The sequence below is a fragment of the Solibacillus sp. CAU 1738 genome, assembly GCF_039888725.1.
Classification (GTDB): domain Bacteria; phylum Bacillota; class Bacilli; order Bacillales_A; family Planococcaceae; genus Metasolibacillus.
Map to the genome: position 1 here is coordinate 32,752 of NZ_JBDQQN010000002.1, position 12,222 is coordinate 44,973.

12 protein-coding genes are annotated in these 12,222 nt (G+C 36.9%); 3 read left to right on the top strand and 9 right to left on the bottom strand.

Annotation, left to right across the window (positions count from 1 at the left end; genetic code table 11):
• Positions 1-9: 9 nt before the first annotated feature.
• On the bottom strand, positions 10-1,896 hold the full coding sequence (locus AAFN87_RS05235; RefSeq protein WP_347789998.1) for an ABC-F family ATP-binding cassette domain-containing protein: 1,887 nt from the start codon (positions 1,894-1,896) through the stop codon (positions 10-12).
• Positions 1,893-2,522: an HD domain-containing protein gene (locus AAFN87_RS05240; RefSeq protein WP_347789999.1), complete on the bottom strand. Its 630-nt coding sequence runs from the start codon at positions 2,520-2,522 to the stop codon at positions 1,893-1,895. The genes AAFN87_RS05235 and AAFN87_RS05240 overlap by 4 nt, the downstream gene beginning before the upstream one ends.
• Before the next feature lie 168 nt (positions 2,523-2,690).
• Between AAFN87_RS05240 and AAFN87_RS05245 the strand changes: the two genes are divergently transcribed.
• Positions 2,691-4,394 (top strand): methyl-accepting chemotaxis protein, encoded by a 1,704-nt coding sequence (locus AAFN87_RS05245; protein WP_347790000.1) that lies wholly within the window; start codon positions 2,691-2,693, stop codon positions 4,392-4,394.
• Positions 4,395-4,740: 346 nt separating this feature from the next.
• Here AAFN87_RS05245 and AAFN87_RS05250 read toward each other — a convergent pair whose 3' ends face one another.
• Positions 4,741-5,004, bottom strand: coding sequence for a hypothetical protein (locus AAFN87_RS05250; RefSeq protein WP_347790001.1), 264 nt, complete (start codon positions 5,002-5,004; stop codon positions 4,741-4,743).
• Between the two features lie 229 nt (positions 5,005-5,233).
• Positions 5,234-6,907, bottom strand: a complete 1,674-nt coding sequence (locus AAFN87_RS05255) for a formate--tetrahydrofolate ligase (protein ID WP_347790002.1) — start codon at positions 6,905-6,907, stop codon at positions 5,234-5,236.
• Positions 6,908-7,096: 189 nt separating this feature from the next.
• Here AAFN87_RS05255 and AAFN87_RS05260 point away from each other — a divergent pair, with 189 nt between their 5' ends.
• Positions 7,097-7,297, top strand: coding sequence for a cold-shock protein (locus AAFN87_RS05260; protein WP_347790003.1), 201 nt, complete (start codon positions 7,097-7,099; stop codon positions 7,295-7,297).
• 467 nt (positions 7,298-7,764) lie between these two features.
• Here AAFN87_RS05260 and AAFN87_RS05265 read toward each other — a convergent pair whose 3' ends face one another.
• The 5 genes from AAFN87_RS05265 to AAFN87_RS05285 form a co-directional block, all read right to left on the bottom strand.
• Positions 7,765-7,995 carry a hypothetical protein gene (locus AAFN87_RS05265; protein WP_347790004.1) on the bottom strand — a complete coding sequence of 77 codons (231 nt, stop codon included), beginning with the start codon at positions 7,993-7,995 and terminating at the stop codon, positions 7,765-7,767.
• Positions 7,996-8,063: 68 nt separating this feature from the next.
• On the bottom strand, positions 8,064-8,867 hold the full coding sequence (locus AAFN87_RS05270; RefSeq protein ID WP_347790005.1) for a VOC family protein: 804 nt from the start codon (positions 8,865-8,867) through the stop codon (positions 8,064-8,066).
• On the bottom strand, positions 8,860-9,366 hold the full coding sequence (locus AAFN87_RS05275; RefSeq protein ID WP_347790006.1) for a YbaK/EbsC family protein: 507 nt from the start codon (positions 9,364-9,366) through the stop codon (positions 8,860-8,862). The genes AAFN87_RS05270 and AAFN87_RS05275 overlap by 8 nt, the downstream gene beginning before the upstream one ends.
• 72 nt (positions 9,367-9,438) lie before the next feature.
• Entirely contained in the window at positions 9,439-10,122 is a 684-nt protein-coding gene (locus tag AAFN87_RS05280; protein WP_347790819.1) for a phosphopantothenoylcysteine decarboxylase domain-containing protein, read from the bottom strand.
• A 6-nt stretch (positions 10,123-10,128) separates the two neighbouring features.
• Entirely contained in the window at positions 10,129-11,016 is an 888-nt protein-coding gene (locus tag AAFN87_RS05285) for a LysR family transcriptional regulator (protein WP_347790007.1), read from the bottom strand.
• A 121-nt stretch (positions 11,017-11,137) separates the two neighbouring features.
• Between AAFN87_RS05285 and AAFN87_RS05290 the strand changes: the two genes are divergently transcribed.
• On the top strand, positions 11,138-12,046 hold the full coding sequence (locus AAFN87_RS05290) for a DMT family transporter (RefSeq protein WP_481886463.1): 909 nt from the start codon (positions 11,138-11,140) through the stop codon (positions 12,044-12,046).
• The last annotated feature ends 176 nt before the right edge of the window (positions 12,047-12,222 follow it).

Here is a 12,222-nt window from a genome sequence, read left to right on the forward strand (position 1 = left end):
AACTATCTCCTATCCGTTAACGATTTCATCTAAATAACTCCAGCGTTCAATTAACTGCTCATATTTCGCATTTAATTCATCAAGCTCATTCGTCAGCTGCTGTAACTTAGTGAAGTCTGCCCCTGCTGTTGCAATACCTTCTTCAGTTTGCATAATTTGGTCTTCCACTCTTACTATATCGTCAGCAATCGTTTCCCATTCTTTTTGCTCTTTAAAGGAAAGCTTTTTCTTCTCTTGCTTTAGTTTTTCCTGTTTCGGTTTATCTTGCTTCATTTCTTTTACATTCACTTGTTGCAGCTCAGCACGTTTTGCTAAGTAATCCGTATACACATCCAAACTTTCCTCTACATTTCCTTGACCATCTAAAATCCATAATTTCTTTGCAATACGATCTAAGAAGAAACGGTCATGGGAAATTGTTATGACAACACCAGGGAATTGCTCAATAAAGTCTTCCAATACACCGAGTGTTTCAATATCTAAATCATTTGTCGGCTCGTCTAGTAATAATACATTCGGCTGTTCCATTAGTAAACGCAATAAATGCAAACGTTTGCGCTCACCACCCGACAACTTACTAATTGGTGTTCCGTGCGTATGTAGCGGGAACAAAAAGCGCTCTAACATTTGCGCGGCACTATATCGCACCCCTTCTGCATCGGTTATATCGTTTGACGCTTCACGAATGTATTCAATCATCCGCTCGTTTTCATTCATTTTCGGTAACGTTTGTTTAAAGTGTAAACGTTTTACTGTAGAACCTACTAGCACTTCACCATCGTCTGGCTCTAACTCACCAGCTAAAATATTTAATAGTGTTGATTTTCCGTAGCCATTTGCGCCAATAATGCCGATTCGGTCCCCTTGTTGCAGTAAAAAGTTGAAATCTTTTAAAATAACACGTTCATCAAATGCTTTCGATATATTTTCAGCCTGCAGCACTTTTTTACCTAAGCGTGTCGTTTGTAGTGCTAGCTCTAAATTAGCATCATCATTTGAACGATCTATTTGTGTATCTAGCTCTTCAAATCGTTGAATTCTTGCTTTTTGCTTTGTCGTACGTGCCTTTGCTCCACGGCGAATCCATTTTAACTCTGAACGATAACGATTGCGTAATTTCGACTGTGTTGCCGCATTCATTTCCTCACGAATTGCTCGCGCTTCCAGATAGTCTGCATAGTTACCAGCATGACGGTATAAAGTTTGATCTGCTAGCTCATAAATATGCGTCGCCATTTCATCTAAAAAGTAACGATCATGGGTAATGAAAATAACGGCACCTTTCAGACGCATTACCATTTCCTGTAACCACTCTGTGGATTCTACATCTAAATGGTTCGTTGGTTCGTCCAATAAATACAAGTCAGCTGGTTCGATTAATACTTTTGCTAGCGCAACACGTTTTTGTTGTCCACCCGACAACTCAGTTACGACACGGTCAAACATATCTATACCTAGTTTAGTTAAAGTTTGTTTTGCTAGCGCATTGATATCCCATGCTTGCTCCGTATCCATTTGCTGTTGCAAGCGGAATAATTTATTTTGAAGCTCTTCACTCGTTGGATTTTGTGCAAGTGCTGCAACCATTTCCTCATACTGACGATTTAGTTTTAACGCTGGAGAATCCCCCGCAAACACTGCTTGTAACACTGTTTCTCCCTGTGAGAACTTTGGATCTTGCTCTAAATAAGCAATGCGGTATTTATTCGGATGATCAAGTTCTATATGATCGGCATCTTGCACACCTGCTAAAATTGATAATAATGTCGATTTACCAGTACCGTTAATTCCAATTAAACCGGCGCGTTCTCCTTCATAAATGGTAAACTCGATATTTTCAAATAGCGTTTTATCGCCTACTGTTTTTGTTAAATTTGAAACAATTAAATGACTCATACAATCCCGTCTCTTTCATTTTTTAGCTGTTGTATAAAGGATACCATAAACATGTGGCGTTCTTCAGCCATTTGCTTGCCTTTTTCTGTTACCATTAAATCCTTTAATAATAGTAACTTTTCATAAAAATGAGTAACCGATGACGTCGATTTCGTACGGTATTCAGCCTCTGACATATTGAACCGAGCTTCCTCTGCTTCATCATATAGCTTTCTACCATTTGCACCACCGTACGCAAAAGTGCGGGCAATTCCGATTGCACCTATCGCATCTAAACGGTCGGCGTCACGTACAATTTTTGCTTCAATTGTCTTTGCCTCAAGATAGTTGCCTCCATTAAATGAAACAGATTCGATTATATCTTCAATATGTTGACGTTCTTCTTCACTTAATTTCAGTTGATCTAATATAATGTTTTGTGCAGATTTATCGTCTGCATATTTAGCATCACTAACATCATGCAAATAAACCGCAAGACGAACGATATTTGCGTCAGCAGTTGGCTCTGTTTGTAAAATTGTTTCAGCATTCATTAAAACACGTTCTATATGTTGAAAATCATGACTCGCATCCATTTTTTCATAAATTTCACTCACCAATAATTTACATAGTTCTATTTTATCCATTATTACCCACCTCTATAACATATTCTGTTTCCAGAAATAACTAAACTACTATTTATTATTGTAATAAAAGTATATACTATCATATATTAGGAAAACACTTTTCTGAAAAGTGCTTTTATCAGTATATCGTACTACTATCATGTGAACAACCAAAGGAGAATAGGAACAATGGGGAAATTCAACTTACTAAGAAACATAAAATCAATCCGCACTAAAATCTTTTTAACTATGGCGTTAATGTTACTAGCGATATGGGCTTATTCCGTGTATACATACTTTAATAATGAGGGATTAACGAATTCAACTAAGGAAATAATTAATAATGAAGTTCAACTATTAACGGCTGAGCAATCCATCGCACAATTGATGACAACAAGTCTTGCATCAGTGCGTGGCTATGTTTTAACAGGAGAGACAAAACATAAAGATATTTTCAACCTCGGCTTTAATGAATCAGAACCATTAAAAGAAATTATTTTAGCAAAAGAAGAGAGTAATGATTTAGAGAATTTATTTGCGGAAACAGATGAATGGCGTTCTTCAATCGAAAATCAAGTGTTTGCCGTTTATGATCGAGGTAATATTGAGCAGGCAAAAGCTAACTTGCAAGAAATGGACAAAATTGCACAAGCTATATTAGAAGATTTCCAAGTACAGGTACAGCTGAAAATTCAAGAGTTGAATTCTATCGGATCTAAAAATATTGACTCTATGAATAAATCAAAAATCGTCTTATTAATTTTATCTTGTCTAATCACTGTCACATTTATTATTGCTGTATTAACTATAACATCAATGGTTGTAAAACCTGTTACTACACTTATGCGTCGTATGGAAAGTATTACACAAGGTGAATTAAACCACCCTCAATTAACAGTGTCATCTAAAGACGAGCTTGGAAAATTAACAGAAGCAACAAACGCGATGACAGAAATGCTTCAAAAAATATTATTTAATATACAAGTTGGAGCAAATGAAGTAGCAAGCCATAGTAATAATTTAAAGCAATCTGCTGAGGAAGTAACTATCGGTACAAATCAAACGGCGATTACCGTTCAACAAATCGCTGAAGGTACTGAATCACAAGCGACTTCTGCCACTATACTGCGTGAAGCAATGATTGAATTTACTAATAACGTAGAAGATGCTAGTAACAATAGCGGGCAGGTTGAACAGTTTTCTGAAAAAGTGCGCACGATGACAGACGAAGGTCGTTCATTAATGGAAGCAACAGAAGATCAAATGAACAAAATAGATCAAATTGTAAAATCATCTGTCGATAAAGTGGAACATTTAAACGTTCAAACACAAGAAATTTCAAAACTAGTTACAGTTATAACTGACATTGCAGATCAAACTAATTTACTTGCATTAAATGCTGCGATTGAAGCTGCTCGTGCAGGTGAACAAGGAAAAGGATTCGCAGTTGTTGCAGACGAAGTTCGAAAGCTTGCTGAACAAGTAACTCTTTCTGTTGCGGATATTTCAAAAATCGTTTATGCAATTCAAAGTGAGACGACTGAAGTAACTGGTTCTTTACGTGAAGGCTATAGAGAAGTTGAAAAAGGATCAAATCAAGCTATTGAATCAAATAAAACATATGCAAACATATCTCAGTCAATTGACAATATGGTAGATAATATTTCACGTGTTACTCAAAACCTACAACAAATTGCTTTACGTACTAGTGAAATTGATGCTTCCATTGAAAATATTGCTGCAATTTCTGAACAATCAGCTGCCAGTGCCCAAGAGACAGCTGCTACGGTTGAAGAGGCTGCTGGATCGATGGAAACAGTGTCAGGTAGCGCTGAACATTTGGCTACAACAGCTGAGCAATTAAATCAATTAGTAAATAAATTCAAATTATAATAGCAAAAGCGGCTGGGACATAAGTATATTTTTTATTAAAAGTACGTTCTATCTATATTAAAAATTCGATACCTTCTAAATTGATTGGAGTGAAGGGACGACTCCTGGGAGAACAGCGAAAGCGTGAGAATACTGAGAATACAGGCTTGAGCCGTGCCACTGGAAAGCGTCCCTGGAACGGAAATTAATTTTCTGATTGCTAAAAACATCATTTTTTCCATTGTGAAAAATGATGTTTTTTTATTTTGTCACAGCCTCTTAAGACTGTAGACAAATTGGAATAGTTTTATGTATTAAGAGATATTATTCGCGCGTTATAATATAAATATTGGAAATATATGCTTTTTTATGCTCCGATTTTTATCAAGTAATATGTCGAAAGTCCTGATTCGCCCGTGGGAACTTGATTTTCGCCCATGGGACACCATAAATCGCTCATGGCACCTCGACTTTCGCTCGTGGGCATCAGAATTTCGCCCATGGCACCGCTCCAACTAATTTTTGCGGCACACCGCCGCAAAAATGGATTTTCCGCACGCGCTGTCCTGCGTTTACTCGTCGCAAATAATATTTGCTTTTGCAGGAGTGCCGCGCCTTCCACTTCAAACATTTTATATGGGCTACTGGAAAAGTGTCGTATCCCTATCCTTCTAAATTTATTTCTTGCCAGTTGTCACTTCTATCTATGTAAAAAATATTTTTAATCTTTATCCGAAAATACTAGACGCTTATCAAGAATCTAAGCAAATATATAACTTCCTGTATATACCCACCAATCTTTCTCTAACAAAAATAAAGCCACCTCAAAATAATTTGAGATGACTTTTGCTTTTACATAATTAAAACAACCCTAATGCGCTTCCATCAGACGCAACGTCCATTCGAAGTGCTGCGGGTTCTTTCGGTAAACCAGGCATTGTCATAATATCTCCTGTTAAGCACACAAGGAAACCTGCGCCAAGCTTTGGTATTACTTCACGTACTGTAACTGTAAATCCTTCTGGACGGCCTAATAAACTTGGCTCATCAGATAATGAATTTTGTGTTTTTGCCATACAAATCGGTAGGTCGTCCCAGCCGAACTTTTCGATTTGAGCAATTTGTTTTTTTGCACTGTCTGTAAATTGAACACCTGCACCACCGTATACTTTTTGCACGATTGTCGTAACTTTTTGTTCAATTGTTTCATTTAAATCATACAGCTGATGGAAATTTTGTGGTGTAGCTAGCACTTCCTGTACTTGCTTCGCTAATTCAAGTCCACCCTTTCCACCCTCTTCCCATACATTTGTACGAGCAATACGAATACCGTTGTCTTTTGCATAGTTTAATATGACTGCTAGTTCTGCCTCTGTATCAGTAATAAATCGATTTAAAGCGACTACCGGCTCTACGCCGAATGTTTTAATTGTATCTACATGCTTCGCTAAGTTTTCGATACCTAATTTCAACGCTCCAACATTTTCTGTAGAAAGTTCTTGTTTAGCTACACCACCGTGCATTTTCAAAGCACGTATTGTAGCTACAATGACAACTGCATCAGGGCTAAATCCGCCTTGGCGAGCTTTAATATTCATGAACTTTTCAGCACCTAAGTCCGATCCAAAGCCCGCTTCTGTTACGACGATATCCGCTAATTTACGTGCTGTTTGTGTCGCCATGATTGAATTACAGCCATGTGCGATATTGGCAAATGGTCCACCATGAATAATGGCAGGTGTTCCTTCAAGCGTTTGTACTAAATTTGGTTTGAATGCATCTTTTAATAATAATGTTAAGGCACCTTCTACTTGAAGATCACGAACAAATACAGGCTTACGATCAATTGTATAGCCTATCAGGATGTTTGCTAAACGCTCACGTAAATCTTCAATGCTAGTCGCCAAACAAAATACAGCCATAATTTCAGAAGCCACTGTAATATCAAAACCATCTTCACGTGGTACTCCTTGAACTGGACCGCCTAAACCAATAACGACTTTGCGTAATGCTCGGTCATTTATATCTAAAACACGTTTCCAAATAATACGGCGTGAATCGATGTTTAACGAATTCCCTTGATGGATATGATTATCAATAAACGCTGCAAGTGCATTATTAGCCGTTGTGATAGCATGAAGATCTCCAGTAAAATGCAGGTTTATATCTTCCATCGGTAATACTTGTGCAAAACCTCCACCTGTTGCCCCACCTTTTACACCCATTACTGGACCTAGTGAGGGCTCACGAAGTGCAACGACAACATTTTCTTTTAATTGGTTTAATGCATCTGCTAAACCAACCGTTACAGTCGATTTCCCCTCTCCAGCAGGCGTTGGGCTAATCGCAGTAACTAATACAACTTTACCTGTAGGCGCTCCTGTAATTAGGTTTGTATCGATTTTCGCTTTATAACGGCCATATTGTTCAAGTGCATCTACCGGGATATTTGCTTTTACTGCTATTTCCGTTATAGGTTTCATAACTGCTTGATTTGCGATTTCTAAATCAGATAAGATTTTCGTTATTGTCATGTTGGTCCCTGCTTTCTTTCGTATTCAATTCTATTATAAGCAATTTCTAGTGAAAAACACGACAATACGTCACCAGAATTCGCCAATTTATTGACAATTAATTAATAATACCGTATATTAGTATTCATAATTGTCGCAATCTTTCGTTTAAATGTGTATTTAATCTACAAGTATGGGAGGAGAACGCTCATGCACCAAGGAAAGGTTAAATGGTTTAATAGCGAGAAAGGCTATGGTTTTATCGAGTGCAACAATGGTGAGGATGTGTTCGTCCACTTCACTGGTATACAGGAGGAAGGATTCCGTAATTTAGAAGAGGGACAAGTCGTTTCATTTGAGATTGTTGAAGGTAACCGCGGTCCTCAAGCAGCTAACGTTTTAAAATTATAAATTATAACACCAATTACAGCTGGTGTTCAGAGTCGTGTAGACAAAGTTAAAATTGACTTTATCTACACGTATTTTTATGTTCTATAATATATTTGGGTTATCCACATAATTTCACATAAAAAAGCACCAAGATGACTCTTTTTTAATTTACTTGAGATGACGAAAAACAAGGGATATAAAGTTGTGATGTGCTTTACGAATTTAACTTGAAACTCGAGGATTAAAAGGTGTATTGATACGTGACAGGTCGAACAGGAGGAGTATATCGTTCTTCATGTTTCGGTATGAAGAAGGCAAGTGCTTGTCCAAATGAAGGGGAAAAGTTGATTGGAATGGAGGACGGCGACTCCATGAAAATTCAATTGTTTCGGTTCTATCCGAAACAATTTAGTTGTAGCCGTGCCCCCAGGAAAGCATCCACCCCAGAATAGAAATCAACGCATCCCATTTGGAGACCCAACCCTATATTATTTCTCTACAATTATAAAATCTTTATTCGAGCCTTTATCGCCCATTGTTGCCATCACATTTGTTATCGAACCTATATAATGTGCAGGTGTTTCATTTCCACTTTCATACACATAAATATTGTAATCCGTTTTATTGCTCTTTTTTATTAATACATTCCCTGTAATCGTAGTAAAACCGATAAATTTATTATTATTTAGTGCTTGTATTGCTTGCTGTTTTGTTAGCATGTCGATGTCTCCTTAAAAAGATAAAACTGTTTCTTATATACATCGGCTATCAACATAATTTATGAATACTATTTCACGAAAACATATTGTCCATTTTCATATTCAATAATTTTTTCCGTCTCTGCGCCTGCAAACGTAATATAGTTAATGCCCATTTCACTTGTTAACATCGCATCCCATGCTGGACCGTCCCCGCAAGGACAAACGAATTTCAAATCAATATTATGTAAATGTAACGTAACTATATTCGCATTTATTTCTTCATCATAATGTTCCTCCGCCTTGACACCTTCCAATAATTGAAGATATTTCGGATAATCAAGACGATCGATCAAATATACAATTTCCTTTAATTTTACATTGCCAACTGAGTGTGTACCGGTGATACCGCGCTCTTTATTTTCTTGCTCTCTTTCTTCATTTGACTTGTCCCATTGGATGAAAAATGGGAACGGTACTGTTTGACTTTTATGTCCAATGTGCAGCAATTGCCAGCTAACGACAGAACCATCCGGACGTGTACGTGAAAAGTGCTCTGGTCCGTATACTTCTAAGCCAGCTGCACTAAACATATCGGCATCTTGCTGAATCGTCGTCGTTCGAATGGCTAAACGGATTATGCCATTTATACGATTAGATTTTTCGTACGTCTCATGTAATGTATAAGGCATTTTCGCTGCTTTTTCGAATTTGTTTTCATCTTCTATACCGATAAATTCTATGTACTGGGAACCAAAATAACTTAGTGCATTATACGTCCCCCACTGTTCATGATGCCCCCCCTTCACTACATGAAGACCTTGTGCCGTCATTTCTTCAATAGCTTGCTCAGGATTATCTACAAAATGGACTATATGATCAAGCTCATACATTGTCTGCACCTCCTTGAAGTAACGTGTAATCCCACCCTTTACATACATCAACCCAACCTTGTGCAAATGAAAATTGCTCCAACTGCTCGCAAGTTAGCTCAATTGCAGAATTAGCACTACCACATGCCGGAAAGACAGTTGTAAATCGTTTCATAGAAATATCTAGAAAAACTGGCACATCCGCAGTTAGTCCGAACGGGCATACACCGCCTATTTGGTGTCCAGTATATGTAACGACATCATCAGCTGTTAACATTTTTGCTTTTGTTTCAAATGTCACTTTAAATTTAGCATTATCTATTTTAGCATCCCCAGCTGCAACTACTAAAAGCGCACCACCATTTGCGGCATTAAATGACAAGGTTTTGGCAATCCGAGCTGGAATAACGCCAAGCACATTAGCTGCCTGCTCAACCGTTGCACTGCTTTCCTGAAATTCTAAAATATGTTTCTCATAATTAAATTGTTTCAAATGTTCTTTCACGCTTTGAATCGACATATAAATCCCTCCAAAGAAACTGTAAACCTTAATAACATTATAACATAAACTCAATTTTCAGATTATATACAATCAAATCATCAATTCATTTGATAAATATTGTATTAACTTTTTCGCCGTTTCCTCTTTCCCGTCTACTTGCATAACACTACCATGTTCACTAACAATAAAATGTGGTTCTCCACTACCGTATAGTGATTGTGAGCTATTCGCTACCATTAGTTGCGCGTGTGATGACTCCATACGAAGCTTTGCGCGTTCAATTAAAAATTCCACATCTGTCGTTGCTTCTAATTTAAAGCCTACTAGTATTACACTTGGTGCCCACTTTTTTATCTTTGGTAAAATTTTCGGTGCTTTTTTAAAGTGAATAATGGGCGGTTCATCGGATGGCATTTTTCCTTGCTCTGTCATTTCAATACCTGACTGATTATACACTTTATCAATTACCCAATCCGAACCAGCAGCTGCCATAATAACTATATCGATTTTTTCTTGCTGCAATAAATTATGTAATTGTTCGCCTAAATCTTCTATTCCTTCAAAACTCATCGTACGCATTTGTTTTTGATGAGTGGGCAATTTCGCAAAGTAACCGTGCATGTAAATAACCTCTGCGCCTTCATCCAGTGCCGCCTCAGCTAAATAACAGCCCATTATTCCTTTCGATAAATTCGTATGGCCGCGCACACGATCCCACTTTTCAAGCGTGCCTCCACTCGTAATAACAACCTTTTTCCCTTGTAACATACTAATTCTCCCCTATTCATTCGTTAAATCTTCTTCATTTTTTTCTAACCATAACTTTAACACTTCAACAAACTTCTGTGCTGCTGGTGATAGAGATTGTTTCGTCGCTAAACCAATAGTACGAAAGCTCTCCTGTTTAACAGGTATAGCGCGTACATTTGATGGTAATTGTGATAAAAGTAGCTTTGGTAGCATGGAAATACCTATATGATGTTCTACCATAGATAATATTCCCTTTTCATCAAACAATTCAAAACGAACATTCGGTTTTATTCCGTGCTTTTCAAAAGTCGTTAAAATATCATTCATTCCACGATAAGATGGCATAATAAAAGGCTCTAGTACTATGTCATATAAATCAATTTCCTCTTTATAATAAAGCGGACTTTTCGAAGATACAATACATAGGAGATTGTCCCGTTTTAATGGCATAAAATCAAATTGCTTCGAACTTGTGCGATTTAAAAATCCACAATCGACTTGCCCATTTATTAACCATTGCTCGATTTCATAATAGTCCCCTTCACGTAATTCAATTTTTATACCTGGATAATTAGAATCCATGGAACGAATGATGTTCGGCATCCACTTTGTCGAAATACTGGAAATTAAACCGATACGTACTGTTCCTTTTGTAACACCTACAATATTAGCCGCTTCTTGCTGTAAAAGTTCCTCTGCTTGTAGTACTTTACGCATCGCAAGCAGCATCGTTTGACCGTCCATTGTAAGTTTCACACCATTCCGACTACGATGGATGAGTGCAAAACCGAATTCTTTTTCTAAGCTTGATATAGCATGACTAACAGCTGATTGTGTTAATCCTAATAATTGCGCTGCTTCTGTAAAACTTTGTACTTCTGCAACTTTATTTAAAATTTCATACTTTACTAAACTCATTGCTTTAACCCCTTTGCATGAATTTTTTTCATATTAATCATTATAAACATTCGTTTTACTAATCGTAAAGCAAGGTTTATATTGTATTATAACAGTTAAAAAATGAATGTATTGAAAAGTGGTGAATGTATTGAGTATACAAATTAAGGCAAATTTATTAATGGTTATTGTAACGTTATTTTGGGGTATGTCATATACGTTTATGGTAATGGGATTAGAAGTTCTAGAAGCGTACAATGTTGTAGCGCTACGCTGTTTAATTGCCTTTGCGGTAGCGGGACTTATTTTTTATAAAAAATTGATGCAAGTAAATACAAAAACGATAATATACGCCAGCATTCAAGGCTTTATACTTTTCTTAGTATTTGCGCTATCTTCATTCGGATTAAAGACAACTTCCGCTTCAAATGCAGGGTTTATTTTAAGCTTAACAGTCGTGCTAGTGCCGATTTTCACTAGTATTTTAGATAAAAAGCTACCTTCTCGCCCAGTAAGATTCGCCATTATTATGACGTTGATTGGAATATCAATTCTTACTTTAAAAGAGTCATTAACATTCCAAGTTGGGGATATTTTAGTAGCTATTGCTGCAGTAAGTTACGCGATTTACTTAATACTTAATAGTTCATTCACTAAAAATGTAGATTCTATATCTTTTGGTGTGTATCAATTAGGGTTTGCTGGTGTTTTTGCTGCATTTTTCTGCTTGCTTTTCGAAACACCCCAAGTGCCAACAACAACGATTGGCTGGATTGCGATTTTAGGCTTAGGGATCATATGTAGTGCCTTTTGTTTCGTCGCCCAATCTGTTGTACAACAGTATACATCACCAACACATACCGGCTTAATCTTTTCACTGGAGCCGATTTTCGCCGCAATGTTTGCCTTTATTTTTTTAGATGAAGCTATTACGACACAATTATTAATCGGTGGCGCATTTATTTTAATCGGCAATTTAGTAGCTCAGCTTGAACAATTTTCTAAGATACGTAGTATACGAAAAGAAACAACAGTTCACAAAACGGTTTAGTCATATTGGCTAAATCGTTTTTTTAGTTCTAATTTCAGAAAAATCTTCATATATTATAATAGCGCGCTTTATCAGACAGTTCCAAATATACAATTAGTTTTCAAGAAACCGCACAAGCGTTATTATTAAATATGTGTTTTTTTTATCATAAATATCAACAAGAATTTAAAGGAAGT

Coding starts and splice junctions, on each gene's coding strand:
- AAFN87_RS05235 (WP_347789998.1), bottom strand. CDS start 1,896: ATGAGTCATTTAATTGTTTCAAATTTAACAAAAACAGTAGGCGATAAA.
- AAFN87_RS05240 (WP_347789999.1), bottom strand. CDS start 2,522: ATGGATAAAATAGAACTATGTAAATTATTGGTGAGTGAAATTTATGAA.
- AAFN87_RS05245 (WP_347790000.1), top strand. CDS start 2,691: ATGGGGAAATTCAACTTACTAAGAAACATAAAATCAATCCGCACTAAA.
- AAFN87_RS05250 (WP_347790001.1), bottom strand. CDS start 5,004: ATGTTTGAAGTGGAAGGCGCGGCACTCCTGCAAAAGCAAATATTATTT.
- AAFN87_RS05255 (WP_347790002.1), bottom strand. CDS start 6,907: ATGACAATAACGAAAATCTTATCTGATTTAGAAATCGCAAATCAAGCA.
- AAFN87_RS05260 (WP_347790003.1), top strand. CDS start 7,097: ATGCACCAAGGAAAGGTTAAATGGTTTAATAGCGAGAAAGGCTATGGT.
- AAFN87_RS05265 (WP_347790004.1), bottom strand. CDS start 7,995: ATGCTAACAAAACAGCAAGCAATACAAGCACTAAATAATAATAAATTT.
- AAFN87_RS05270 (WP_347790005.1), bottom strand. CDS start 8,867: ATGTATGAGCTTGATCATATAGTCCATTTTGTAGATAATCCTGAGCAA.
- AAFN87_RS05275 (WP_347790006.1), bottom strand. CDS start 9,366: ATGTCGATTCAAAGCGTGAAAGAACATTTGAAACAATTTAATTATGAG.
- AAFN87_RS05285 (WP_347790007.1), bottom strand. CDS start 11,016: ATGAGTTTAGTAAAGTATGAAATTTTAAATAAAGTTGCAGAAGTACAA.